The organism is Oleiagrimonas sp. C23AA, from assembly GCF_011759385.1.
GTDB lineage: Bacteria > Pseudomonadota > Gammaproteobacteria > Xanthomonadales > Rhodanobacteraceae > Oleiagrimonas.
Map to the genome: position 1 here is coordinate 1 of NZ_JAARLY010000007.1, position 23,499 is coordinate 23,499.

Sequence of the window (23,499 nt, forward strand, 5' to 3'; positions counted from 1 at the left end):
CAGCGACCACTGCCACGAAAAGGGGGAAGGTGGCTCTAGCCAGCTGACGGTGGCTCATCGGCCACGCTTCGGTGTGCGTCCACTCCCGTTCGCAGGCGGCGAGCGTATGGAGGATCAGGCCCGCAGGGTGGCCGGCAGGGACGCCGGCCAGTGCGCCGTCAGCGCAGGACGCGCTGTCGGTGCACCCCCGGAGTGCGCTCGCGAACCCGAAGGGCGCCGTAGGAGGGCATCCTTCTTTTGGTGACTTTTCTTGGATGCTCAAGAAAAGTTACCCGGAAGCCGGCAGGCTTTCGGAACACCTGGCATCGCAGATGCCGGCCAGTCGAAGCCCATCGCTCAATGATCACGCAGCGCCAAGTCGGCCAAGCCACGCCGACACCAGCCTCAGGCCACCGCCTTGGCAATCCCCTCGATCGCCACATCCACCATGTGATCGATCATGCCCTCATCCACCACATACGGCGGCATGAAATACACCACGTTGCCCAGCGGGCGCAGCAGGCACTCGCGGGTCAGACCGTGCAGGAACACGCGCAGGCCGCGGCGTTCGCTGGCCGGGAAGGGCACCCCGCGTGCCTTGTCGGCGACCAGTTCGACGGCGGCGATCATGCCGGTCTGGCGAACGTCGGCCACATGCGGGTGATCGCGCAGTGGTGCCAGACGCCGTGCCAGATGGGCGCCCAGCTGCTGGTTGCGCTCAATGACCGGCTCGTCGCGGAAAATGCCCAGCGTGGCCAGCGCAGTGCGGCAGGCCAGTGGGTTGCCGGTATAGCTGTGCGAATGCAGGAAAGCCTTGCCGGAGCTGTATTCGTCGTAGAAGGCCTGGTAGACCTCCTCGCCGGTCAGCACCACCGATAGCGGCAGGGTGCCGCCGGTCAGTCCCTTGGACAGGCACATGAAGTCCGGTGCCACCTGGGCCTGTTCACAGGCGAACAGGGTACCGGTGCGGCCGAAGCCAACGGCGATCTCGTCGGCGATGAAGTGCACGTTGAAGCGGTCGCAAAGGGCGCGCAGGCCGGTCAGGTAATCGGGGTGGTACATGCGCATGCCGCCGGCGCATTGCACCAGCGGCTCAACGATGACGGCGCAGGTTTCATGCGCGTGGCGCTCGAGGATCGATTCCAGCTCGCGCAGGCAGCGCGCGGCCATCGCTTGCGGCGATTCGCCGGGTTCGGCCTGAAAGGTGTCCGGGGCCGGCGCCAAAATCGGTTCCAGCAGCAGCGGCGCATAGGTGCTGCGATACAGGCCGACATCGCTGACTGAGAGTGCGCCCAGGGTTTCGCCGTGATAGCTGCCGGTCAGGGCGATGAAACGGGTTTTCTCGCCGTGACCGACGTTGCGCCAGTAGTGGAAGCTCATTTTCAGTGCCACTTCCACCGCCGCCGAGCCGTTATCGGCGAAAAACACCCGGTCAAGACCCGCTGGCGTCAGCTGAACCAGGCGCTCGGCCAGTTCCACGGCCGGTGGATGGGTCATGCCGGCAAAGATCACATGCTCCAGCGTCTGCGCCTGGTCGGCCAGGGCCGCGACAATGCGCGGATTGGCGTGACCGAACAGATTGACCCACCAGGAGCTGACGCAGTCCAGATAACGCTTGCCGTCGGCGTCGATCAGCCATGGGCCTTCGCCGCGCACCACGGGTACCATGGGAATGGTTTCGTGGTCGCGCATCTGCGTGCAGGGATGCCAGATGTGCTTGAGGTCGCGTGCCGCCAGCGCGGCATTGGTGAAGGAGTTGGTTGTGTTCGTCATGTCACACATGATCGGCGCTAGCCGTCATGCCGCTCAAGCGCGAATGGTCACGGAGGCCCCATGAGGCGTCGTCGACGCCGGCGTGTGCTCGCCGTCCTCCTGATATTGCTCATGGTCGTTCTGGGACTGGTGATCTGGTTTCCCGCGCGTTGGGCCTGGCCGCTGCTCGCCCCTCGCCTGGCGGGAGTGCAGCTGTCCGGAGTGCATGGCACGGTGTGGTCGGGCCACGCCGATTCGGTCCGCTGGAACGGTCAGGCGCTGGGGCAGCTGAGCTGGCAGTTCGATCGCAGTGGCGTGTTTGGCCATGCCACCGGCACATTGGCGCTGGACGCGCCGCAGTGGTCGGCAAAGGTGCGCTGGATGCGCTCCGGCCCGGACACTTTGCGCCTGCGCGACGGGCAGGGCTGGATCGATGCCGGGCTGGTGTCGGCCTCGATGCTGCACGGACTCAAGCCGGCCGGGCGTTTCGTGTTCAGCGTACCCACCCTGGTGCTGCGCAACAGCTGGCCGGTGACGCTGGACGCCCATGTGCGCTGGCAGCAGGCGCAGCTGCTCGGCGACGGGCGTTCGGCGGCGCTGGGTGATCAGCAACTGAGCCTGCATGACCAGGCCGGCACCACGATTGTCGGGCAGATCACATCCATCGGTGACACGCCGCTGCGCAGCCGTGGCATGCTGCACATCTCGCCGCTGGCGTGGCGTGCGCAGCTGAATCTGCGCGCCGCCGATGCCGGCAACACCGCCCTGCGCCGGATGCTGGCGCGGCTGGGCAAGCCGGCGCCGGATGGATCGGTGCAGCTTGTCTGGCGAGGGGGCCTGCTATCTGGAGGTTGAAGCTTGAGCATCACCGATACCTGGCTGGACCAGGCACTGGATGTGGCACGCAAGGCCGCCGAGGATGCGCGCGGCATCATCGAGCATTACTGGCAAGCCGGGGCGGCAGTGGAATGGAAGGCCGACGATACGCCGGTCACCGTGGCCGACCGCGAGGCCGAGTCGGCGATCCGGGCCCGCCTGCTTGGTCACTTTCCCGATCACGCGATTTTTGGCGAGGAGCACGGCCATCAGGGCCAAAGCGACTTCCTGTGGCTGGTCGATCCGCTGGATGGCACCAAGAGTTTTGTCCGCCGGACGCCGTTTTTTTCCACGCAGATCGCGCTGATGTATCGCGGTGAGCTGGTGCTGGGTGTGTCCTGTGCGCCATTGGCCGGCGAAGTGATGAGCGCACGGCGCGGTGGCGGCGCCTGGCTCAACGGTCAGCGCGTGCAGGTGGCCGAGAATGTGCCGCTGGCACAGGCCTCGATATCCACTGGCAACGTGCGCACCCTAGCGCAAGGCCAGGGCTGGCTGACCCTGGCCGGCTTGATTCAGGACGTGGGGCGCATCCGCGGTTATGGCGACTACTGCCACTACCACCTGCTGGCGCGTGGCGGCCTGGATCTGGTCATCGAGTCGGACGTGAATATCCTGGACATTGCGGCGCTGGCAGTGATCGTGCGCGAGGCCGGCGGCCGTTTCACCACGCTCGAGGGGGGCGAGCTGGATCTTGCCACGCGCAGCGTGCTGGCCGGCACTCCGAGCCTGCATCAAGCGGCACTGCGCCGGTTCGCGGCGACCTGAGCGGCGCGTACAATAGCGCCATGTCACGCAAACTGCCGATCATCCACGCCACCCGGCCCAGTCCGCACAGCCGCTTTCTGGGTGAACAGGTCGACCTTGAGTTCTCGAACGGCGAGAAACGCACTTACGAGCGTCTGCTTTCGGCGGGTCTCGGCGCGGTCATCGTGGTGGCGGTACAAAACGACGACGACACCGTGCTGCTGATCCGCGAATATGGCGTGGGCCTCGAGCACTACGAACTGGGCCTGCCCAAGGGCAAGCTGGACGCTGGCGAAACCGTGCTTGAAGGTGCCAACCGCGAGCTGAAGGAAGAGGCCGGCGTTGGTGCGCGCGATCTGCTGCACCTGGGCGCGCTGTCGCTGTCACCCTCGTACATGAAACACGTCACGCAAATCGTGCTGGCGCGCGATCTGTACGACGAGCGTCTGCCTGGCGACGAACCTGAAGAGCTGGACGTGGTGCCCTGGAAGCTGTCGGACCTGCATCGCCTGATCAGCCGGCCGGATGTTACCGAGGGCCGCTCCATCGCCGCGCTGTTCATGGCCCGCGAATATCTGGCCGGTCGCTTCACGCTGCCTTCCGAATAATTCCCCTTTTAAATTGCCACGCCAAGGATTTTCTCGCCTGTGACCGATGCCGACCTGCTTGCCGCCGCCATTGACCTTAGCCGCCACGCCGGCCAGGCGATCATGGAGATCTATCAGCGCGATTTCGACGTCGAACACAAGGACGATGCCTCGCCGCTGACCGAGGCCGACCTGGCCTCGCACCGCCTGATCGTGGATGGCTTGCGCGCGCTGACGCCGGATATTCCGGTGCTTTCGGAAGAGTCGGCCGACATCGCCTGGGACACGCGCCGTCGCTGGTCGCGCTACTGGCTGGTCGACCCGCTGGACGGCACGCGCGAGTTCGTCAAGCGCAATGGCGAGTTCACCGTCAACATTGCGCTGATCGATGGCGATGCCAGCGTCATGGGCGTGGTGCAGGCCCCGGTCACCGGCGATCTTTACTATGCGCGGACCGGGCAGGGTGCCTATCGCCAGACCTCGCGCCAGGCCGAGCCCGAGCGCATCCGCGTGCGTGCACCGGCCTCGCCGCTGGTGGTGGCCGGCAGCCGTTCGCACGGCAGCGAACGTCAGCGCACGCTGCTGGCGCGTCTAGGCGAACACCAGCTGGTGCCGCAGGGCTCATCGCTGAAGTTCTGCCTGATCGCCCGCGGCGATGCCGACCTCTATCTGCGTGCCGGGCCGACCTCCGAATGGGATACCGGCGCTGCGCAGTGCGTGCTGGAGGAGGCCGGTGGCGCGGTGCTGCGCCTGGATGGCACGCCGTTGCGCTACAACACCAAGGATTCGCTGCTCAATCCCGAGTTCATCGCTGTTGGTGATGCCTCGCAGCCGTGGGCCGAGCGCCTGGATGCGGCCTCGGCATGAGTGTGCAGGCACCGCCCGAGCCGCGCCGCCAGATTGAGGTGCTGCTGGCGATCATGGCGCAGCTGCGCGATCCGCAGTCCGGCTGTCCGTGGGACGTGAAGCAGGATTTCGACTCCATTGGTGCCTACACGCTGGAGGAGGCCTACGAGGTGATCGACGCCATCGATCGCCGCGACATGGACGACCTGCGCGACGAGTTGGGCGACCTGCTGCTGCAGGTGGTGTTTCACGCGCGCATGGCCGAGGAGCGCGGCGCCTTCGCCTTTGCCGACGTGGTCCAGGCCATCAGCGACAAGATGGTGCGGCGTCACCCTCACGTGTTTGGCGATACACGTTTTGACGATGCCCAGGCGCAGACGCGTGCCTGGGAGCAGATCAAGGCCGAAGAACGCCGGCAGCGCGGCAGCGAGGATGCAAGCGCCCTGGCGGGCATCGCGCGGGGGCTGCCCGAACACAAGCGCGCCGCCAAGCTGCAAAAGCGCGCCGCCACGGTCGGTTTCGACTGGCCCTCGCCGGTGCCGGTATTGGACAAGGCCGCCGAGGAGCTTGACGAAGTGCGCGCCGAGTTCGAACGCGGCGACACCGACGCGCTGGAAGAGGAAATCGGCGACCTGCTGTTCGTGGCGGTCAATCTGTGTCGGCACGGGCGCGTGGATTTCTCGCGTGCGCTGCGCCGGGCCAATGCCAAGTTCGAGCAGCGCTTTCGCGCCATGGAGGCCGAAGCGGCCGAGGCCGGGCGCACGCTGGAAAGCTACGATCTTGCCGCGCAGGAAACGCTCTGGCAGAACGCCAAGCGCCGCTGACAAAAAACGCCGGGACCATCACGGCCCCGGCGCGCGGTTCCACCCGGGAAGGGACGGGTGTTACTGCTTGCTAGCGTGCTGGGCACGCCATTTGGCCTTCATCGCCTGCATCTTGGCCTCGCGCTTGTTCAGACGGTCGAGGTTCTCATTCAGGCTCTTGCGCAAGGTCGCAGCGGCGGCTTCGGTGTTGCTGGGGCGCATCTGCGCGCGGGCCAGGTGGCGGTACACGTAATTGCGCACCATCGGATCCTTGGTCTGGGACAGCACCTGATTGTACAGGCCGATCAGCTGGCTGTTCTTGCCGTTCATGCGGTAGATGCGCTCCAGGCCGCGCAGGTCGGCGATGACCGCACCCGACGGGCCATGCATGGCACGCATGCCGTGGCCGTGATGGTGATCGAAGCCGCGGTGGCCGTGGCCCATGCGCCCGTGCATGTCGTGCTTCATGGCATGCGCTGCCGGCGGCGGAGGCGGCGTGTTCGGAGCGGGCGCATTCTGCGCGGCGGCGACGCCACCGGCCAGCATCAGCGAGGCGGTCAGAGCGAGCAGGGACTTGCGATTCATGGGGCAATCTCCGTGTTGGGTTCGTGGGTGATAAAAACGCGCCGGCCGGAAACTGGTTGACCTTGCGTGGCTGCCCACCTGCTCATGGGATGCGTTTAATCCCTTTGCGGTCGCGCTGCATCCAACAGCGCATATTTCCCACGAAAGAGAGACCGCCATGCGTATTTCCCGCCGCCTGCTGGCTGCATCCGCGCTGTGCCTTTTGCCCGCGTTCGCCTGGGCCAACGACTCATGCGCCGTGCAGGCGCCACAGAAGCTAGACCTGGATCTGGCCGGCATCCACACGGTGCGCTTTGACATCGGCTCGGACGATGTCAACGTCAACGGTGGCAAAGGGGCCAACATGGCAGTGCGTGGCCGCGCCTGTGCCTCGTCGCAGAAGGCGCTGGACAGCCTGCATCTGACCCACCACCGCGAAGGTGACACCCTGGTGCTGCGCACCCAGCACGATCAGCACCAGTGGTCGCTGTTTCACAACGCCTATGCCTATTACAAGCTGTCGGTCAGCCTGCCGGCGTCGATGCACGTGACCCTGGATGCCGGTTCCGGCGATCTTGGCGTGCACGGCGTGGCCAGCGTGGACGGTCAGGTCGGTTCGGGCGACGTGAAGGTCAGCGCTGTGGCCGGCGCGGTGAAGATGAGTACCGGCTCGGGTGATCTGCAGATGGACGATATCGGCAGCCTGAACATCACTTCAGTCGGCTCCGGCGATGTGCGCGTGCGTGGCGTGAGCGGTGATGCCAACGTCGGCAGCATCGGCTCGGGTGACATGCACCTGGTGCGCGTCGATGGCTCGGTGCAAGTGCGTGGCATGGGCTCGGGCGATCTGACCGTGCGAGGCGTCAAGCACGATGTGCATGTCGGACACATGGGCTCGGGCGACGTCGAGGTGGACGACATCGGCGGCAATTTCCGCCTGGACAGCCAGGGCAGTGGCGATGTCACCCACCACGATGTGCGTGGTCAGATCAGCGTGCCGCACCGCGACGACGACTGATCCTTCCTGGCAGTTCCCCAGGCGGCGGGGTGACGCCGGTGTCGGCGTCGCCCCGCCGCGAATTTTCTTGCTCGTCAGCCGCGACGCAGCAGTGCCAGCGGCGAGGTGCGCAGCACGGCGCGCGTGCCGGCCAGGCCCAGCGCCATCACCACCAGGGCGGCCAGCGCGGCGTAGCCGGCCAGCGGCAGCAGCGGTGGTACAAAGTGATGTAGCCGGAAGATGGACTGGCCCAGCCACCAGCCGGCGCCGGCGGCGCCGATCGCGGCGGTGAGACCGGCCACCAGCCCCAGCAGCGCAAACTCGCAGGCGGCCGCCGCGCGCAACTGTCGGCCATGCGCGCCCAGTGTGCGCAGCAGAGCCGCTTCGTGGCGCCGTTCCTGCGCACTGGAGGCCAGCGCCGCGGCCAGCACCAGTGCGCCGGCCAGCAGCGAAAAACCCAGCACCCAGCGCACCGCGCTGCTGACGCGGTCGATGATCTGACGCACCCGTGCGAGCAGCGCGTCGACGTCGATCAGGCTGATGTTGGGATAGCTTCGCGACAGCGACTGCAGCGCCGTGGAACGCGCCGACGGCAGGTAGAAGCTGGCAATCCAGGTATGCGGCAGCACGCTGGCGTGGGCCGGGTCCAGCAGCAGGAAAAAGTTGACCTTGAACGAGCGCCAGTTGACCTGGCGGATGCTCGATACATGCGTTTCCAGCGTGGTGTCGGCCACCTGGAAGCGCATGGTGTCGCCCACTTTCAGGCCAAACATGTCGCGCCAGGCCTCGTCGATCGACACCGATGCCTGCGCTGGCGCCGGGCCTTGCCAGTGACCGGCGATCACCTTGTTCGCTTCCGGCAGCTGGCCCGACCAGGACAGGCGCAATTGGCGGTCCGCCCAGTTTTTGGCGCGTGCGTTATTCAGCTGCATCTGGTCAATCGGCGTGCCGTTGATGGCCATCAGCTTGCCCACGGCCAGCGGCGCCATGGTCAGCGATTGTGCGTCCAGCGCCTTCAGGCTTTGCTCGAAGTCCGGGCGCTGGTTGCTTTGCACATTCAGCACGAACCAGTTGGGCGTGTCGTTGGGCAGTTCCGCACGCCAGCCGTTGAGCAGCGCCGGCGAAATGACCGACAACAGGAGCAGCGCGGTCAGTCCCAGCGACAGCGCGGTGGCCTGGATCAGGCTCAGCCCGCGTCGGCGCGTCAGTGCGGCCAGCCCTAAGCGCAACGAGGGATGCACGCCGGGCGCCAGCCGCTTGGCCAGCCACAGCAAAAGGGCGCTCAAGGCCATCGCCAGCAACGCCACGCCAAACAGGCTGGCGGCCAGAATACCAGCCAGCTTCAACGAGCCGCTCTGTAGCCAGATCAGACCCAGAGCGACCACCAGCGGGACCAGATACAACCCATCCAGGCGCCGTACACGGCCGCTCAGCGATTGGCGAAATACGGCCGCGGGCGGCACGTCGGCCAGACGCGTGAGGGGAGGCAGGGCAAAGCCGACCAACACCGCCACGCCCATGGCAGCGGCGCCCAGCGCTGGCCACCACGGCAGAGTGGTGGGGACATCGCCGATCAGACTGCCGGCCAGATGCCAGGCCCACTCGGATAGGCCCAGTGCAAGCAGCGCAGCGGCCAGCGCCACCGGCAGCGCCAGGCAGGTCACCGTCCAGGTCAGCAGTGCCAGTACCCGCCGGCGCGGCGTGCCCAGGGCGCGCAGCAGCGCCACTTCATCGCGCTTGCGTCGGGCATAGCGCTGTGAGGCCAGGGCAATGGCGACACCGGCCAGCAGGGCCGAGAGCAAGGCGGTCAGGCGCAGAAAGGCGCCGGCACGGTCGAAGGCCGAGCGCATGCGTTGCTGGGTTTTCTCCGGCGTAATCAGCTCGCCCCCGCGCGGCAGATGCGCGCCGGCCCATTGCGCCCAACTGGCGGTGGCCTGGGGCATGCCGGCCAGCAGCAACACGTGTTTGGCGCGCGAGCCGGTGCCCAGCAGCCCGGCGTGTTTGGCATCGGCCAGGCTCATGATGGCGGTGGGCGCCAGTGCCACCAATTGTCCACCATCGGGCTGGCGTACCAGTTGTGCGGCCACCTTCAGCGCGCTGCCGCCCAGTTGCACGCTGTCGCCCACCTTTACGCCGAGGGCGACCATGGCGCGATGGTCCAGATATACCGCGCCCGTGGCCGGGCCGTGGGTATCGCGGGTATGGCCCTGCGCGTCGCTGACCTCAAGCGTGCCGCGCAGCGGCCAGGCGTGATCGGCGGCGGTGACGTCCAGCAATTGCGTCTGGTTGTTGGCAAAGGCCACGGATGGAAAATCCGCGCTGCGACTGACACGCAGGCCGCGCTGTCTGGCCTTTGCCAGCATGGCCGGCGGCGTCGCCGAAGGCGTGGAGATGCCGACATCGCCGCCAATCAGTTCCGCTGCGCTGGCGCCAATGCCGCGTTCGACCCGGGCAGCCAACGTGGCGACCACCCCCAGCGCGATCACCGCCAGCGCCAGGGCCAGAATCAGTGTGCGCAGTTCGGCCAGGCGCCATTCGCGGCGCAGCGTGCGCAGGGCCAGGCGCAGCGCGGTCATGCGCCCGGCTCAAGTTGGCCGTCGACAATCTCCGCGCGGTGCGCGCAGCGTTCGGCCAACTTCATGTCGTGGGTGACCAGCACCAGCGTGGTGGCGTGCTGGCGGTTGAGATCAAACAACAGATCGCCCACGGCGTGCCCGGTGCGCTGATCCAGGTTGCCGGTGGGTTCGTCGGCGAACAGCACCTGCGGGCGATGCACAAAGGCGCGTGCCAACGCCACACGCTGCTGCTCGCCACCGGAAAGCTGCGCCGGGTAATGGCCGGCGCGTGGGGCCAGGCCGACCGCGTCCAGTGCCTGGCGGGCGCGCTGGCGCGCCTGGCGTTCGCCGTCCAGTTCCAGCGGCAGCATCACGTTTTCTTCGGCATTCAAGGCCGGCAACAGGTGGAACGACTGGAACACGAAGCCCACCAGCTGGCGCCGCAGCGCCGCGCGACGTTCCTCGCCGGCGTCGTGCAGGGCGTGTCCGTCGAGCAGGATGCGTCCGCTGCTGGGCGAATCCAGCCCGGCCAACAGACCCAGCAGAGTGGTCTTGCCCGAGCCCGATGCGCCGACGATGGCAAAGCTGTCGCCGCGCGGCACGGACAGGCTCACGCCGCGCAGAATCTCCAGTCGTCCTGCCGGGCCGGTGACAGCCTTGCTAACATCGTGTGCCTCTAGAACTGCCGAAGCCGGATCGCTCATGCGTCGTTTCCTGTGCCTGCTTGTTCTGTGTGTGCTGCCGTGGGCCGCGATGGCCGCGACACCGACGCACACGGTGCTTATCGTCGGCGACTCGCTGTCGGCGGCGCACAACATTGCGGTGGAGAAAAGCTGGCCGGCGCTGCTGGCCAAGCGTCTAGACACAATGCGGCCACCTTGGCGGGTGATCAATGCCAGCATCAGCGGCGACACGTCGGTGAGCGGGCGTCAGCGCCTGCCCGGCCTGCTGGCCAAGTACCAGCCCAAGATCGTGGTACTCGAACTGGGGGCCAACGATGGTTTGCGCGGGCTGTCCATCGATACCCTGAAAGGCAATCTCACCGCGATGATCCAGGCCAGCCGCAAGGCCGGTGCCCGCGTGCTGCTGCTGGGCATCGAGCTGCCGGTCAACTATGGCCCGCGTTATCGCGGCCAGCTGCGTGCGGTGTATGCGGATCTGGCCAAGCAGTTCCACGCGCCGCTGGTGCCGTTTCTGCTGGAGGGCGTGGCGCTCAAGCCAGAACTGATGCAGGCCGATGGGTTGCATCCCACTGCCGCCGGCGAGCCACGCGTGCTCGCCAACGTTTGGGAAAAACTGAAACCCATGCTGAATCGATGATCCCGACCCCGTGTGATCTTCATGTATAGGTCATGTGTTGGCGTCTTTAATCTTCACGAATGTGAAGACGCAAGGAGACGTCAATGCCCGCCCACGATGAACACAACGGTCTGATCCTCCTGATCGACGACCGTCGCGACATCGCCGCCATGGTCGGTGACTATCTGGAGCAGCGTGGCTACTCCATCGATTACGCGGCCGACGGTATTACCGGCCTGCATCTGGCCGTGACCAACAGCTACGACGTGATCGTGCTGGATCTTTCCCTGCCGGGCATGGATGGCCTGGATGTCTGCCGCAAGCTGCGCCAGGAAGCGCACAAGTCCACGCCTATCCTGATGCTGACCGGCCGCGATGGCCTGGAGGATCGCGTCAGTGGCCTGGAAGCCGGCGCCGACGACTATCTGGTCAAGCCGTTTGAAGTGCGCGAAATGGAAGCGCGCGTGCGTGCGCTGATCCGTCGCGATCGGCGTGCGGTGACCGATGAAATCCTGAAGGTCGCCGACCTGGAGCTCGATACCGGCACCATGCGCCTGACCCGCGCCGGCCAGGAGCTGACCGTGTCACCAATCGGCCTGAAGTTGTTGGCCATTTTGATGCGTGAATCGCCGCGTGTGGTCAGCCGTCGCGATATCGAACGTGAAATCTGGGGCGATCGCCTGCCCGATTCGGACACGCTGCGCTCGCACCTTTATGGCCTGCGCAAGATCATCGACAAGCCGTTCGAGCGTCCGTTGCTGCATACCATCCACTCGTCCGGCTATCGTCTGGCCGATCTCAAGGCCGAGTCGCCCAATCAGGCGCAGACGGTCATCGCCAGCTGAACGCCAGGCGGCATGTTTCCTGATCGTCAGAGGCGCCTTCGGGCGCCTCTTGTCTTATCCGAGGCGCACGCGACGCGCGATGTCAGTCATCGCGGCTGGGGCGCTCGCGCACCGGATGCTTGGCCAGCTTGCGCTGCAGTGTGCGCCGGTGCATGCCCAAGCGTCGCGCGGTTTCGGAGATATTGCCGTCACACTCGGTAAGAACGCGCTGGATGTGCTCCCACTCCAGACGCCGCAGCGGCAGCGGAGCTTCCGGCGCATCCGGGGTGTCATCGTCATCGGCGCCGCTGCTCACCGAGCTGCTCTCGCCTTCCAGCAGCGCACGGGCGACCGCGTCGGCATCGACCGGCTTGGAAAGGTAATCGTGCGCGCCGCGCTTGATCGCTTCCACGGCGGTGGCGATGGAGGCGTAACCGGTCAACAGCAGGATGCGCATCGACGGCACCGCCGCCTTGAGTTCGGGGATCAGGCGCAGGCCATTTTCCTCGCCCAGTTTCAGGTCCAGCACGCAGTAGCCGGGCCTGAAGCGCTGGGCGACGTCACGGGCCTGATGCGCATCGTTGGCTGTTTCCACCTCGAACCCGCGTGAGTCCATGGCGCGCGCCAGTACGCGTGCAAAAACCGCATCGTCATCGACAATCAGTAGGCGGGGTGGGGTGGGGCTCATCGTTCATCTCCATGTTCGATCACGGCCAGCGGCAAGCGCAGCCGAATCTGGCCACCGTGTGGGGTGTTATGGGCGATCAGTTCGCCGCGCAGGCGGTCTGCGGTGGCTTCGGCCAGCGCCAGGCCCAGGCCCAGGCCGGTCTGCTTGCGGGTATAGCCCAGATCAGCCAGTTCCTCGGTGCCGGTAAAGCCCGGACCACGATCGGCCACCACCAGTTCCAGCCAGGCGCCATCCAGCCGCGCTTCGAAGCTGACCTGCGCGCTGTCGTTCTGTGCCGAGGCATCGGCGGCGTTGTTGAGCAGATTGATGACGGCATGACGCAGTCCCGGCTGCACATTCAGCACGGTGCCTTCAGCGTCCACGGGCAGGTGCTCGTCCAGTTCGGCTTCCGGACGCAGCAGGCGGAAGCGTTCCAGACAGCTGTGCACGAAGGCGCCCAGCGTGGTGTGCTCCGGCTCCGGCGAAAGCTGGGCCTTGCCGACCGATACCATCTCGCGAAGGATCGAGCGGCAGCGTTCTACCTGGTCTTCCAGCAAGGCCAGGTCACCACCCAGCAGGTCATCGTTGGCGTATTCGCGGCGCAACTCTGGCAGCAGCGTGCGCATGGTTGAAAGTGGTGTATTGAGTTCGTGCGCCGCTCCGGCCGCTTGCGTGGCGATGGCCAGGATGCCTTCGTCGCGCAGCGCACGCTCGCGGATGCGCTGCACTTCGGCCTGCTGCTCGCGCAGCGCTGTGGCCAAGCGGCTGATGAAGAAGCCCAACATCAGCGCCATGATCACGAAATTGACCGCCATGCCCGAGACATGCAGGTGAAAATCGTTGGCCCGGCGAAGATCCACCGAGGGCAGCGGCAGGTTCCAGTTCAAAAGGTACAGATAGGCCAGCCCGGAAAGTGCCGCCACCACCAGCACGGAGCTGACCGACAAGGCCGCCGCGCACAGCGCAATGGGCAATACCAGCAGGGTGACAAACGCGTTCGAGGCGCCGCCGGTCAGGTACAGCAGAAAGCTCAACACCAGGGTGTCGACGGCGATATGGCCCACCGTTTCGGCTTCGGTGATCGGCCACGGCTGACGCAACCGCCAAGCGGCGAACGTGGCGAACACCGCCAGCGTGCCGATGCCGACCATCAGGTGCAGTTCGGGAATGGCCAGATGCAGGATGCGCGAGACGGTGAATACGGCAATGCATTGCCCGGCAATGGCGCAGATACGCAGCCAGGTCAGCGTGCGCATCAAGGCGCGCGGACCCACACGCAGGGAATGGCGATCTCGGTGCATCGGTCTATTGTGCCGCATGTGCGAAAAAAAACGCCCTCCACGATCACTCGCGAAGGGCGTTGGATGCCGACGGGCAAGCCGCTTGGGGCTACTCCTCCGAACCGATGGTCGGAAGGCCCGTATCGGTGGCCACGTTGTGCGCGTGATGCTGCGCATCGAGCTTGCGCATCATCGGCAGCACCGCCAGCGCGATCAGCGTGCAGACCACGCCGGCCACGCCCAGCCAGAAGAACAGATTGGTGTAGATCGGCATGGTGGTGGCGTACAGCTGCTGATTGAACTGCTGCAGCAGGTGCTGGGTATCGGCTGGCAGTGAGGAGAACGCGGGCAGATGAGCCTGCTGGGCGATGGCGCCCTTGTCACCGCCGCTGACCCATTTGCGGAAGTTGTCCAGGTTCATCGACATCACGGCCGGCAGCTTGGCCTGCACCTGCGCCACCAGCGGGTTCTGGCTGTTGGCGACGATGGTCTTGATGGTGTCGGGCACGCTGGCCAGGGTGGCGACGACGCCGCCCAGGTACTGCGAAATGCCCGAGGCCACAAAGTAGGCGCCCATCATGAAGCCGCCCATGCGCGCCGGCACGTAGCGGGCGATCATGGCCAGGCCCAGGCCCGAGACCAGCAACTCACCCAGCGAAGAGGCGCCATAGCCCCACACCATGATCCACGAGCTGGTGCGGTGGTCGACGGCGAACTGGTTGGCCGCGCTGTAAATGAAGAAGCCCAGCGCCACCATGGCAAAGCCAAGCGCGAATTTGGCTGCCACGGACAGATCCTTGCCCTTGGCGCCGGCGCGCGTGTAGATCATCGCCAGCGGGAAGCTCAGGATCATGATCCAGATCGGGTTGAACGACTGGAACTGCGCCGGGGCCCAGTTCCACAGATGCAGGCCGAACAGGTCGAAGCTGGGGTTCACATTGCGCAGCGCGAACAGGTTCAGCGAGGTCGACATCTGCTGGTAGAAGATGAAGAAGAACACCGTCTGGATGGTCAGCACCAGGGCCGCCGCCAGACCGGCGCGTTCGCTCTTGTCGCTGTTGGAAATCAGGTAGATGAAGATGCCCAACACCACGGCGCCGGCGCAGTACACGAAGATGCGCGCCACCGTCTCGTACTGCAGGATGAAGGCGGAGATGAACACCGCGACCACGCCCAGGCCCAGCACCGCGGCCAGCTTGGCCACATTGACCGGCTTCTCGTCCGGGTCCGAGCCGATGTGTGCCAGCGTCTGGCGCATGATGGCGAAGTTGAACAGGCCCAGGATCAGGCCGAAGCAGCACACCGCAAAGGCTGCATGCCAGCCCAGCTCGTTGCCGTAGTGGGCGTTGACGTAGTCCTTGATGGCCGGCGTCAGCAGCATCGAGATGGTCGAGCCGATGTTCACCGCCATGTAGTAGATGGTGAAGGCGGCGTCGATCTTCGAGTCGTCGCCTTCGTAGATCTTGCGCACCAGGTTGCCGGCGTTGGCCTTGAACAGGCCGTTGCCGACGACCACGATGCCCAGCGAGCAGAACAGGAACCACACGCTCTGGCCCGGCACCGACATGAAGGCGTAGCCCACGGCCAGAATCACCGCACCCAGCAACATGGTGCGGCGCGTGCCCAGAACCTTGTCGCCGATCCAGCCGCCGATCGCCGGCGAGACGTAGATCAGCGCGGCGGCCGCGCCCCAGGTCAGCTGCGCGCGGTTATCGGCAAAGCCCAGCCGCTGCACCATGAAATACACGATGAGCGCTTGCATGCCGTAATAGCCGAAGCGCTCCCACATTTCGATGAGGAAGACGGTGACGAATGATCGCGTCTGCGACGCGGGTGCGATTGGCTTGTTCATCGTGTTTTTTTAAGTCGTCTTGTAGGAAAGGCGCGTGCCGCGTGAGACCGCCTGGCGGCCTGCAACACCTACCTGTAATACCGCAGCCCCTCGCTACGGCCATCGGGCAAGGTTAACCCATGCGCCCCGGGGAGGGGGCAACCCTGCCAGAAGTCATGCCTGGCGGCGAGCTTGCGGCCCGATGCTTGTGGCATCATCGCAGCCATGTGATGCGTGGCCAGGGAGACTGGGCGTGTCGGGACTTTGGCTTTCGCTTCGATACAAGGTTGTCTGCCTGCATGGCCAGTGAGGAATTTCGCGGTCCGCGCCAGATCTGGCGCGCATTTACCTGGTCCATGAAAGGGCTGCGCGCCGGCTACCGATTCGAGGCCTCGTTCCGGCTGGAAGTGTGGCTGGCCATCGTGTTGGTGCCGCTGGGCCTGTGGCTGGGCGCAGGCGCCGTGCAGAAAATCCTGCTGGTGACGATGCCGCTGCTGGTGCTTTCGGCGGAACTTCTGAACTCGGCCATCGAAGCGGTGGTCGACAAGGTAAGCCCGGAATTCAACGAGCTGGCCGGGCGCGCCAAGGACATGGGATCGGCCGCCGTGTTCCTGCTGTTGCTGTTGGTGGTGCTGACCTGGGCCTTGCTGCTGGGTCCGCGCCTGCTGCTGGCGCTGGGACTGTCGTGACCATTGCGCGGTAGCGACCGCGCGTGATGCAATCCAAGGCCGGTCTAGAGCGCCGGCAAGCTTTAAGGGGAACGGTGATGATGCGCGTGGTGCAGGTTCTGCTGGTGCTGGTAGTGGTGTCCTTGCTGTCCGGCTGCGGCTACAACGCCATCCAGCGTCAGGACGAGGCGGTCAAGGCGGCCTGGTCCGAGGTGCTCAACCAATATCAGCGCCGTGCCGACCTGGTGCCCAACCTGGTCAACACCGTGAAGGGCTATGCCCAGCATGAGGAGCGCGTGCTGACCGAGGTGACCAAGGCCCGTGCGCAGGTCGGCCAGGTCAAGCTCACGCCCGAGCAGGCCGCCGATCCCCAGCAGCTGGCGCAGTTCCAGCAAGCGCAAAGCCACCTTTCCAGTGCGCTGTCGCGGCTGCTGGTGGTCAGCGAGCGCTATCCGGACCTGAAGGCCAATCAACTGTTCCAGAACCTGCAGGTGCAACTGGAAGGTACCGAAAACCGCATCACCGTGGCCCGCCACCGCTACGTACAGGCGGTGCAGTCGTACAACACCTTGATCCGCAGCTTTCCCAGCAACCTGACAGCGAAGATGTTCGGCTATCACACCAAGCCGAACTTCAAGGTCGAGAACGAGCAGGCGATCTCCACCGCACCGACGGTCAACTTCGGCAATACACCGGCCGCGGCCGGAAGCGCGCACTGATGCGCCGTTGCTGGACGGTTGTTGTGTGGCTTTGCCTGGCATGGGTGCCGGCGCTGTCGCTGGCCGCCGATGCGCCGTCCATCCCCACCCTGTCCCATCACGTTACCGATCTCACCGGCACGCTCAGCGACATGCAGCTCAAGGCGCTGGATGCGCGCCTGCGCCAGCTGGAGAAAACCAAGGGCACGCAGCTGGTGGTGCTGATGGTCGGCTCCACGCAGCCGCTGGACCTGGACGGTTATTCACTCAAGGTAGCCGAAAAGAACAAGGTCGGGCGCAAGGGCGTGGACGACGGTGTGCTGATGCTGATCGCCAAGGCCGATCATCGGGTGCGTATCGAGGTCGGCTATGGCCTGGAGGGCGCCATTCCCGATGTCACCGCGCACCGCATCATTGTCGAGTATCTCGCCCCAAAATTCCGTACGGGTGACTACTACGGTGGGATCAGCGACGCGGTGGGGGCGTTGACCCAACTGATCGACGGCGAATCGCTGCCGCCTCCGATGCAGGGCGAAGCCCCATCGCGTCAGCGCCATCACGTCTCGGGATGGCTGCCGATGATGTTCCTGGCCTTCTTCATCGCCAGCATGTGGCGGCTGTTCTTCGGTCGCCTGCGCGCGCCGTGGCGTCCCGGGCTGGTCGGCGTGCTGACTGCGGTCGTGGTAGGGCTGCTGAGTTTTTCGCTGCTGTATGCGCTGGGTGGCCTGGTGGTCGGAGGGCTGATTGGCCTGGGTCGTGGCAGCGGTCGCTACATTGGCGGCGGCGGCTGGGGCGGCGGCGGCTTCTGGGGCGGCGGTGGTTTTGGCGGCGGCGGCTTCGGCGGCGGTGGCGGATTCAGCGGTGGCGGTGGCAGCTTTGGTGGCGGCGGTGCCTCGGGAGGCTGGTGAGATGTGGCGGCGATTGGCCATGCACCTGTTCCGGCACTGGTTCCTGCAGCGTCGCGCGTTTTCTGCCGACACGCTGGAAAGCCTGACCCGCGCGGTCGCCGATGGCGAGACGCGGCATCTTGGCGAAGTGGCCTTCGCCGTGGAATCGCGACTCAGCCCGCGACAGGTTTTCCAGGGGCTGGATGCTCGCGAGCGCGCCGCCGAACTGTTCGGCCGCCTGCGTGTATGGGATACCGAGCACAACACCGGGATTCTGGTCTACGTGCTGCTGGCCGAACGGCGTATCGAGATCCTGGCCGATCGCGGCATCGCCGCGCGTGTGGATCAGGCCGCGTGGGAGGCCATCTGCGCCAGCATGCGCGAGCACTACGCTGCAGGGCGCTGGTACGAAGGCTCCATGCAGGCGATCAGCCGCATGCACGCGATTCTTGCCCAGCATTTCCCGGCCGGCGATCAGGCCAACCCCGATGAGCTTCCCAACCGGCCGGTACTGCTTTAGGCCGTCGACCGCCACCATTGCGCAAGATCTGCCCGGCCGTGTGTGCGGTGAGCGCAGCTCGGTGCAGTCAAGCGCGTACCAGTCGCTAGGCGTACATCGGGATGGTTATGCACATGTGGCCGACCATCGTACAGAGCCGCCGAGAATGAGGCGCTCGTTGCCGCGGCGCGGCTGATTTTGAACCCATCGCGTATGCCGTTCGCCCAGCGACTGGTACGCTGGATTTTTTAGCGTGCTTAGGCTTCTGCATGCGTGCACTCGTGTCGTCGGATGCGCCCACCACATGTGCATTCGATGCGAGGGACAAGGTGCAGGGGCGTGCGCTCTTGTGAACTCATTCTTGACCTTGCCGGTCTTACCTTCGCCGGCTCAGTGGCTGTCGGTCTGGCATGTGTTGTCCAAGATGCGTGACGCAGCCTCGTACCGGCTACACTTGGGCGCTTCCCCATGTTAAGGGTTTTCATGTCCGCTCCGTACGTTGTCCATATTGATCCGGTGGCCCTGGCGCTGGGGCCGGTCAAGATCCACTGGTACGGGCTGATGTACCTGCTGGGGTTTGCCGGCGGCTGGTGGCTGGGTGAGCGCCGGCGCCAGGCCGGGCGTTTGCCGGTGGGTCGCAACGCGTTCGGCGATCTGGCCTTCTACGCCATGATGGGCGTCATCGTGGGCGGGCGCGTGTGGTACATGCTGTCATACCAGCCCATTCACTGGATCTGGACCGACCCGCTGGCGCTGTTCCGTATCTGGGATGGCGGCATGTCGTTCCACGGTGGTCTGATGGGCGTGCTGTTGGCCGGATGGTGGTGGTCGCGCCGCCACGGGCTGCACTTTTTCGACACCGTCGATTTTGTCGCGCCGCTGGTGCCCATCGGCCTTGGGCTGGGGCGTATTGGCAACTTCATCAATGGTGAGCTCTGGGGCAAGCCCAGCCACGTTTCCTGGGCGATGATCTATCCCGAGGCGCGTGGCGAGGATCTGGCTTACGTGCAGCAGCATCCGTCGTGGCTGCCGGTATTGCAGCGCTATGGCGGGCTGCCGCGGCACCCGTCGGAGCTGTATGAATTTTTCCTCGAAGGCGTGGTGATGTTCACCGTGCTGTTCTTGTTCTCGCGCAAGCCGCGCCACCGTTATGCCGTGTCAGGGTTGTTCGCGCTGATGTACGGCATTTTCCGCTTCTCGGTGGAGTTCGTGCGTGTGCCTGACCCGCAACTGGGCTATCTGGCCTGGGGTTGGCTGACCATGGGCCAGGTGCAGTCTATTCCGTTGATCGTCGTTGGACTGGTGTTGCTGTGGATGTCGCGTCGCGCACCGGTGCTTGAGCCGCACCGCGTGGATGATGCCAAGCAAGCAAAGTAGGCGGACGTGCGCTTAGCGCCAGGTTTGCGGGCGGGGTCTGAGGATTTTGTGCCGGGCTGGACTCACCGCCGGGCCCGGTGACTGTTGAGGGAGGGTTTTACCCCTCCCCAACCCTCCCCTGCGAGCAGGGGAGGGGGCTGGCCGAGTTAGCTTCACATGGCTGGGCTAGAGTGACTGTCTCGATGTCGAGAAACACTTGGGCGACCGAGCGACCGAGCGACCGAGCGACCGAGCAGGCGTGGAGTCAGACAATGGCTCCTCCCCCTGCTTGCAGGGGGAGGCCGGGAGGGGGTGGATCCTGGCCTAGTGCATCCCCTTGGGACTCACCTCAGAAATTGCGGCCACCATCCATCCGGTCGCCCAGGCCGCGCAAGAGCGAGTCCTCACCGCCGCAGGCCCTTGCCTCCTCCCCACCTTGCAGGGGGAGATTGGGAGGGGGTAGATGCTTGCGCTTATCTCTATCCTTTAACGCACGCCTCAGAAATTGCGGTCGCCATCAATGAGATCGCCCAGGCCACCAAGAATCGAGCCTTCACCACGGCGCTGGCCGCCCCCCTGCGGTGCCGCGGCCAGCATGCGTCCGGCCATGCGCGAGAACGGCAGCGATTGCAGCCAGACCTTGCCCGGTCCGGTCAGCGAGGCCAGGAACATGCCCTCGCCGCCGAAGAACATGCTCTTGATGCCGCCGACCGAGCGGATATCCATGTCGACGCTGTCGTGGAAGGCCACCACGCAACCGGTATCGACATCCAGCCGCTCGCCGGCCTTGAGCTCGCGCTCGATCACGGTGCCACCGGCGTGCACGAAGACCCAGCCATCGCCTTCCAGCTTCTGCATGACGAAGCCTTCGCCGCCGAACAGGCCGGTAAGAATCTTGCGCTGGAAGAAGATGCCCAGTTGTACGCCGCGGGCGCCGGCCAGGAAGCTGTCCTTCTGGCAGATCAGCCGGCCACCGTGCTCGGAAAGCTTCATCGCCATCACGGTACCGGGGTAGGGCGCGGCGAAAGCCACATGTGCCTTGCCGTTGCCGTTGTGGGTAAACACGGTGGTGAAAAGGCTTTCTCCCGTGATCACGCGCTTACCGGCAGAGAACAGCTTGTTCATGAAGCCGCTGCCCTGACTGGCGTGCGAGCCATCGCCAAACACCGTATCCATTTGCACGTCGGCAGCCTTGTACATCAGCGCACCGGCTTCGGCCACGGCGCTTTCGCCCGGATCGAGCTCAATTTCGACGAACTGCATGTCGGTGCCGACGATGCGGTAGTCCACTTCGTCGCTGCGCCCGGAGCCACTGCCGCCGCCCGGCGGCGGTGGCACGGGAATGCTGGGCGCCATGGTCGAGGCCAGCTCAGGCACATCGCGGATCGGCTTCCAGTCGGAGAAACCTTCGCGCCAGCACAGCCCGTCGGGTCGGCGGGTGGCCTGATCGCGCGCTTGGGTGTCGTCCATGGGGCCGATGCGGTCACCGGTGTAGCTGAAATACCACTGCGACATGTGCGTCTCCGTGTCGGGATCAATAGGTCTCAAGTCTAGCGGCGCCGTCGGGCAATGCACGTGTCCACTGTCATGGGGTATTTCATGCGTACCGCACGCGTTCAGTTGTATCCTTGGGCGATGCGCGCCTATCTCGATCTGCTCCGACATGTGCTGGAAAACGGCACGGAAAAATCCGACCGCACCGGTACCGGCACACTTAGTGTGTTCGGGTATCAGATGCGTTTCGATCTTCGTGAAGGTTTCCCATTGGTCACCACCAAGAAGCTGCATCTGAAGTCGATCATCCACGAGCTGCTTTGGTTCCTGGCCGGTGACACCAACGTCGGCTATCTCAAAGAGCATGGTGTGCGCATCTGGGACGAGTGGGCCGACGAGAACGGTGATCTGGGCCCCATCTATGGTCATCAGTGGCGTTCGTGGTCGACGTCGCGTGGTGACACGGTCGATCAGATCGCCTGGATTGTCGATGAGATCCGTCGCAACCCCGATTCGCGCCGGCTGGTGGTCAGCGCCTGGAATGTGGGCGACTTGCCAGCCATGGCGCTGCAGCCATGCCACGCGTTGTTCCAGTTCTATGTGGCCGATGGAAAGCTTTCGTGCCAGCTGTATCAGCGCTCGGGCGATATTTTCCTCGGCGTGCCGTTCAACATCGCCAGTTACGCGCTGCTGACGCACATGGTGGCGCAGGTCACCGGCCTGGAAGTGGGTGATTTCGTGCATACCCTGGGTGATGCCCACCTTTACCTCAATCATCTGGAGCAGGCACACACCCAACTGGCGCGTGAGCCACGCCAGCGGCCACGACTGCGGCTGAACGAAGGTGTACACCGTATTGATGGCTTCCGATTCGAAGACATTGCAATCGAGGCCTACGACCCACATCCGACCATCAAGGCACCTGTCGCCGTCTGACGCGCCAGCATGACCTGCGGCCCTGTCGCCCGCACGAGTGCGGGCGCATCATGGGGTGGCGGGGACGCTGGCGCCTTCAGGGCCGGGCGGCGGGTTCGGGTGCGCCAAATGCGCACCGCACGTGAACATGACAAGAAGGATCCTCCATGGCTATTTCCCTGGTTGCCGCGCTGGACAACGATTTCGCGATCGGCAAGGACGGCACGATGCCCTGGCATCTGCCCGATGACCTCAAGCATTTCAAGGCCTTGACCACCGGCAAGTACGTGTTGATGGGATACAAAACCGCGCTTGCCATCGGCAAGGCGCTGCCCAACCGCACCAACCTTGTGCTCAGTCGTCGTCACAGCGCGCCGTTCCCCGGGCAGGACACGGTGCGTTCGCTGGCCGAGGCACAGGCCATTGCCGAGGGCACCGGCCTGATGGTGATCGGTGGCGGCGAGGTCTACCGTGAGGCGTTGCCGTTTGCGCGCCGCTTGTACCTGACCTGGGTCGACACCCACGTGGATGGGGCCGACGTGTTCTTTCCGCGGGTGAATTTCCGCGAATGGGTGGAAACTTCGCGTCAGCACCATGCGCGCGACGAGCGGCATGCGCATGCCTTCGACATTGTCGAGTACGTGCGCGAATGACCACAGCCATGCACGTGGTAGCCGGTGTGCTGGAAGATGCTGCCGGTCAGATCCTGCTGGCCCGCCGCCTTCCCGGCAAGCATCTGGCGGGCCTGTGGGAGTTTCCCGGCGGCAAGGTTGAATCCGGCGAAGAGGCTCCGGCGGCACTGGCGCGGGAGCTGGGCGAAGAACTGGATCTGACCGTCGACTTGAAGACAGCGCCGACGCTGCTCATCGAGCTGCCCTGGCGCTACGCAGACAACCATCTGCGTCTGGCCGCCTGGCATGTACCGGCGTGGCAGGGCCAGGCGCAGGGCATGGAAGGGCAGGATATCGCCTGGGTCGATCCGCGGCAGGTGAACATCGATACGCTGGCACCGGCCGACCGGGCCATCTTGCGGGCGCTGCGTTTGCCGCGACATCTGCAGGCATCGGATGTGCGACGGCTGAACTCCCCCGTGGACATCCGGCGCGGTGAACACTGGCCCCTGCTCGAGGCCTCCATGCTGATCCAGTGCACGACACGGCTCTGGCCGGTCGATCAGGTGTTCGGGGTGATATGCCGATCCCGTGACGAGCTGGACATCGCCTTGCGCGTGGATGCTGACTTTGCCATATGGGCCAGCGAGGCCGAGACGGCCGCCGTGCGGCGCGCGTGCCTGCCCATCTACGCGTTGGCCGCGGCGGGTACCTCGCTCGAAAGTGGCTGGCAGGGGACCTGCGAGCCGGCGGCGCTGGACTAGCGG

24 protein-coding genes are annotated in these 23,499 nt (G+C 65.2%); 16 read left to right on the top strand and 8 right to left on the bottom strand.

What is annotated here, in order from left to right:
- Positions 1-384 precede the first annotated feature (384 nt).
- Positions 385-1,752: an adenosylmethionine--8-amino-7-oxononanoate transaminase gene (locus tag HBF24_RS12075; protein ID WP_167173268.1), complete on the bottom strand. Its 1,368-nt coding sequence runs from the start codon at positions 1,750-1,752 to the stop codon at positions 385-387.
- A 60-nt stretch (positions 1,753-1,812) separates the two neighbouring features.
- Between HBF24_RS12075 and gspN the strand changes: the two genes are divergently transcribed.
- The 5 genes from gspN to mazG are packed head-to-tail and all read left to right on the top strand — an operon-like array spanning position 1,813 to position 5,608.
- On the top strand, positions 1,813-2,586 hold the full coding sequence (gene gspN / locus HBF24_RS12080; protein ID WP_167173270.1) for a type II secretion system protein N: 774 nt from the start codon (positions 1,813-1,815) through the stop codon (positions 2,584-2,586).
- A 9-nt stretch (positions 2,587-2,595) separates the two neighbouring features.
- Positions 2,596-3,372, top strand: coding sequence for an inositol monophosphatase (locus HBF24_RS12085; RefSeq protein ID WP_167173679.1), 777 nt, complete (start codon positions 2,596-2,598; stop codon positions 3,370-3,372).
- Positions 3,373-3,392: 20 nt separating this feature from the next.
- Entirely contained in the window at positions 3,393-3,959 is a 567-nt protein-coding gene (nudE, locus tag HBF24_RS12090) for an ADP compounds hydrolase NudE (protein ID WP_167173272.1), read from the top strand.
- A gap of 39 nt (positions 3,960-3,998) precedes the next feature.
- Complete coding sequence (gene cysQ / locus HBF24_RS12095) at positions 3,999-4,805, top strand: 3'(2'),5'-bisphosphate nucleotidase CysQ (protein ID WP_343162763.1); 807 nt, start codon at positions 3,999-4,001, stop codon at positions 4,803-4,805.
- Positions 4,802-5,608 carry a nucleoside triphosphate pyrophosphohydrolase gene (gene mazG / locus HBF24_RS12100; RefSeq protein ID WP_167173274.1) on the top strand — a complete coding sequence of 269 codons (807 nt, stop codon included), beginning with the start codon at positions 4,802-4,804 and terminating at the stop codon, positions 5,606-5,608. The genes cysQ and mazG overlap by 4 nt, the downstream gene beginning before the upstream one ends.
- A gap of 60 nt (positions 5,609-5,668) precedes the next feature.
- Here the strand turns inward: mazG and HBF24_RS12105 are convergent, their stop codons facing one another.
- Positions 5,669-6,172: a hypothetical protein gene (locus HBF24_RS12105; protein ID WP_167173276.1), complete on the bottom strand. Its 504-nt coding sequence runs from the start codon at positions 6,170-6,172 to the stop codon at positions 5,669-5,671.
- Positions 6,173-6,329: 157 nt separating this feature from the next.
- On the opposite strand from HBF24_RS12105, the gene HBF24_RS12110 reads away from it, so the two are divergent.
- Entirely contained in the window at positions 6,330-7,169 is an 840-nt protein-coding gene (locus HBF24_RS12110; protein WP_167173278.1) for a DUF4097 family beta strand repeat-containing protein, read from the top strand.
- Between the two features lie 74 nt (positions 7,170-7,243).
- Here HBF24_RS12110 and HBF24_RS12115 read toward each other — a convergent pair whose 3' ends face one another.
- Together HBF24_RS12115 and HBF24_RS12120 are read right to left on the bottom strand one after the other, a co-directional pair.
- Positions 7,244-9,724, bottom strand: coding sequence for an FtsX-like permease family protein (locus HBF24_RS12115; RefSeq protein ID WP_167173280.1), 2,481 nt, complete (start codon positions 9,722-9,724; stop codon positions 7,244-7,246).
- Positions 9,721-10,407, bottom strand: coding sequence for an ATP-binding cassette domain-containing protein (locus tag HBF24_RS12120; RefSeq protein ID WP_167173282.1), 687 nt, complete (start codon positions 10,405-10,407; stop codon positions 9,721-9,723). The genes HBF24_RS12115 and HBF24_RS12120 overlap by 4 nt, the downstream gene beginning before the upstream one ends.
- On the opposite strand from HBF24_RS12120, the gene HBF24_RS12125 reads away from it, so the two are divergent.
- The gene (locus tag HBF24_RS12125) at positions 10,406-11,023 is read left to right on the top strand and encodes an arylesterase (protein WP_167173284.1); all 618 of its coding nucleotides are present in this window, start codon (positions 10,406-10,408) and stop codon (positions 11,021-11,023) included. The genes HBF24_RS12120 and HBF24_RS12125 overlap by 2 nt on opposite strands.
- An 83-nt stretch (positions 11,024-11,106) precedes the next feature.
- The gene (locus tag HBF24_RS12130) at positions 11,107-11,847 is read left to right on the top strand and encodes a response regulator transcription factor (RefSeq protein ID WP_167173286.1); all 741 of its coding nucleotides are present in this window, start codon (positions 11,107-11,109) and stop codon (positions 11,845-11,847) included.
- 82 nt (positions 11,848-11,929) lie between these two features.
- Here the strand turns inward: HBF24_RS12130 and HBF24_RS12135 are convergent, their stop codons facing one another.
- The 3 genes from HBF24_RS12135 to HBF24_RS12150 form a co-directional block, all read right to left on the bottom strand.
- Positions 11,930-12,514 carry a response regulator transcription factor gene (locus HBF24_RS12135; RefSeq protein ID WP_167173288.1) on the bottom strand — a complete coding sequence of 195 codons (585 nt, stop codon included), beginning with the start codon at positions 12,512-12,514 and terminating at the stop codon, positions 11,930-11,932.
- Complete coding sequence (locus tag HBF24_RS12140) at positions 12,511-13,794, bottom strand: ATP-binding protein (RefSeq protein ID WP_167173290.1); 1,284 nt, start codon at positions 13,792-13,794, stop codon at positions 12,511-12,513. Before HBF24_RS12140 ends, HBF24_RS12135 begins: the two co-directional genes overlap by 4 nt.
- Before the next feature lie 88 nt (positions 13,795-13,882).
- Complete coding sequence (locus HBF24_RS12150; protein WP_240922536.1) at positions 13,883-15,625, bottom strand: oligopeptide:H+ symporter; 1,743 nt, start codon at positions 15,623-15,625, stop codon at positions 13,883-13,885.
- A gap of 278 nt (positions 15,626-15,903) precedes the next feature.
- Here HBF24_RS12150 and HBF24_RS12155 point away from each other — a divergent pair, with 278 nt between their 5' ends.
- From HBF24_RS12155 to lgt, 5 genes are all read left to right on the top strand, one after another.
- Complete coding sequence (locus tag HBF24_RS12155; protein ID WP_167173292.1) at positions 15,904-16,293, top strand: diacylglycerol kinase; 390 nt, start codon at positions 15,904-15,906, stop codon at positions 16,291-16,293.
- A gap of 80 nt (positions 16,294-16,373) precedes the next feature.
- Positions 16,374-16,991: a LemA family protein gene (locus HBF24_RS12160; protein WP_167173682.1), complete on the top strand. Its 618-nt coding sequence runs from the start codon at positions 16,374-16,376 to the stop codon at positions 16,989-16,991.
- A complete protein-coding gene (locus tag HBF24_RS12165; protein ID WP_167173294.1) occupies positions 16,991-17,878 on the top strand; it encodes a YgcG family protein in 888 nt (295 codons plus the stop codon). The genes HBF24_RS12160 and HBF24_RS12165 overlap by 1 nt, the downstream gene beginning before the upstream one ends.
- A 1-nt stretch (position 17,879) precedes the next feature.
- Complete coding sequence (locus tag HBF24_RS12170; protein ID WP_167173296.1) at positions 17,880-18,377, top strand: TPM domain-containing protein; 498 nt, start codon at positions 17,880-17,882, stop codon at positions 18,375-18,377.
- 462 nt (positions 18,378-18,839) lie between these two features.
- On the top strand, positions 18,840-19,733 hold the full coding sequence (gene lgt / locus HBF24_RS12175; protein ID WP_167173298.1) for a prolipoprotein diacylglyceryl transferase: 894 nt from the start codon (positions 18,840-18,842) through the stop codon (positions 19,731-19,733).
- A 477-nt stretch (positions 19,734-20,210) separates the two neighbouring features.
- Here the strand turns inward: lgt and HBF24_RS12180 are convergent, their stop codons facing one another.
- Complete coding sequence (locus HBF24_RS12180; RefSeq protein WP_167173300.1) at positions 20,211-21,227, bottom strand: TIGR00266 family protein; 1,017 nt, start codon at positions 21,225-21,227, stop codon at positions 20,211-20,213.
- 120 nt (positions 21,228-21,347) lie between these two features.
- Between HBF24_RS12180 and HBF24_RS12185 the strand changes: the two genes are divergently transcribed.
- The 3 genes from HBF24_RS12185 to HBF24_RS12195 all read left to right on the top strand — a co-directional run bounded on the left by HBF24_RS12185 (position 21,348) and on the right by HBF24_RS12195 (position 23,496).
- Positions 21,348-22,142: a thymidylate synthase gene (locus HBF24_RS12185; protein ID WP_167173684.1), complete on the top strand. Its 795-nt coding sequence runs from the start codon at positions 21,348-21,350 to the stop codon at positions 22,140-22,142.
- Positions 22,143-22,288: 146 nt separating this feature from the next.
- Positions 22,289-22,774 carry a dihydrofolate reductase gene (locus tag HBF24_RS12190; RefSeq protein ID WP_167173302.1) on the top strand — a complete coding sequence of 162 codons (486 nt, stop codon included), beginning with the start codon at positions 22,289-22,291 and terminating at the stop codon, positions 22,772-22,774.
- A gap of 8 nt (positions 22,775-22,782) precedes the next feature.
- Positions 22,783-23,496, top strand: a complete 714-nt coding sequence (locus HBF24_RS12195; protein WP_167173304.1) for an NUDIX domain-containing protein — start codon at positions 22,783-22,785, stop codon at positions 23,494-23,496.
- Positions 23,497-23,499: the final 3 nt, after the last annotated feature.

What these genes read in the sequence shown, in the direction of transcription:
- HBF24_RS12155 (WP_167173292.1), top strand. Translation starts at nt 15,904, where the DNA reads ATGGCCAGTGAGGAATTTCGCGGTCCGCGCCAGATCTGGCGCGCATTT.
- HBF24_RS12185 (WP_167173684.1), top strand. Translation starts at nt 21,348, where the DNA reads ATGCGCGCCTATCTCGATCTGCTCCGACATGTGCTGGAAAACGGCACG.
- HBF24_RS12170 (WP_167173296.1), top strand. Translation starts at nt 17,880, where the DNA reads ATGTGGCGGCGATTGGCCATGCACCTGTTCCGGCACTGGTTCCTGCAG.
- HBF24_RS12180 (WP_167173300.1), bottom strand. Translation starts at nt 21,227, where the DNA reads ATGTCGCAGTGGTATTTCAGCTACACCGGTGACCGCATCGGCCCCATG.
- gspN (WP_167173270.1), top strand. Translation starts at nt 1,813, where the DNA reads ATGAGGCGTCGTCGACGCCGGCGTGTGCTCGCCGTCCTCCTGATATTG.
- HBF24_RS12190 (WP_167173302.1), top strand. Translation starts at nt 22,289, where the DNA reads ATGGCTATTTCCCTGGTTGCCGCGCTGGACAACGATTTCGCGATCGGC.
- mazG (WP_167173274.1), top strand. Translation starts at nt 4,802, where the DNA reads ATGAGTGTGCAGGCACCGCCCGAGCCGCGCCGCCAGATTGAGGTGCTG.
- HBF24_RS12105 (WP_167173276.1), bottom strand. Translation starts at nt 6,172, where the DNA reads ATGAATCGCAAGTCCCTGCTCGCTCTGACCGCCTCGCTGATGCTGGCC.
- HBF24_RS12195 (WP_167173304.1), top strand. Translation starts at nt 22,783, where the DNA reads ATGCACGTGGTAGCCGGTGTGCTGGAAGATGCTGCCGGTCAGATCCTG.
- HBF24_RS12165 (WP_167173294.1), top strand. Translation starts at nt 16,991, where the DNA reads ATGCGCCGTTGCTGGACGGTTGTTGTGTGGCTTTGCCTGGCATGGGTG.
- lgt (WP_167173298.1), top strand. Translation starts at nt 18,840, where the DNA reads ATGTCCGCTCCGTACGTTGTCCATATTGATCCGGTGGCCCTGGCGCTG.
- nudE (WP_167173272.1), top strand. Translation starts at nt 3,393, where the DNA reads ATGTCACGCAAACTGCCGATCATCCACGCCACCCGGCCCAGTCCGCAC.
- HBF24_RS12115 (WP_167173280.1), bottom strand. Translation starts at nt 9,724, where the DNA reads ATGACCGCGCTGCGCCTGGCCCTGCGCACGCTGCGCCGCGAATGGCGC.
- HBF24_RS12150 (WP_240922536.1), bottom strand. Translation starts at nt 15,625, where the DNA reads ATGAACAAGCCAATCGCACCCGCGTCGCAGACGCGATCATTCGTCACC.
- HBF24_RS12110 (WP_167173278.1), top strand. Translation starts at nt 6,330, where the DNA reads ATGCGTATTTCCCGCCGCCTGCTGGCTGCATCCGCGCTGTGCCTTTTG.
- HBF24_RS12120 (WP_167173282.1), bottom strand. Translation starts at nt 10,407, where the DNA reads ATGAGCGATCCGGCTTCGGCAGTTCTAGAGGCACACGATGTTAGCAAG.
- HBF24_RS12140 (WP_167173290.1), bottom strand. Translation starts at nt 13,794, where the DNA reads ATGCACCGAGATCGCCATTCCCTGCGTGTGGGTCCGCGCGCCTTGATG.
- HBF24_RS12130 (WP_167173286.1), top strand. Translation starts at nt 11,107, where the DNA reads ATGCCCGCCCACGATGAACACAACGGTCTGATCCTCCTGATCGACGAC.
- HBF24_RS12125 (WP_167173284.1), top strand. Translation starts at nt 10,406, where the DNA reads ATGCGTCGTTTCCTGTGCCTGCTTGTTCTGTGTGTGCTGCCGTGGGCC.
- HBF24_RS12160 (WP_167173682.1), top strand. Translation starts at nt 16,374, where the DNA reads ATGCGCGTGGTGCAGGTTCTGCTGGTGCTGGTAGTGGTGTCCTTGCTG.
- HBF24_RS12075 (WP_167173268.1), bottom strand. Translation starts at nt 1,752, where the DNA reads ATGACGAACACAACCAACTCCTTCACCAATGCCGCGCTGGCGGCACGC.
- HBF24_RS12135 (WP_167173288.1), bottom strand. Translation starts at nt 12,514, where the DNA reads ATGAGCCCCACCCCACCCCGCCTACTGATTGTCGATGACGATGCGGTT.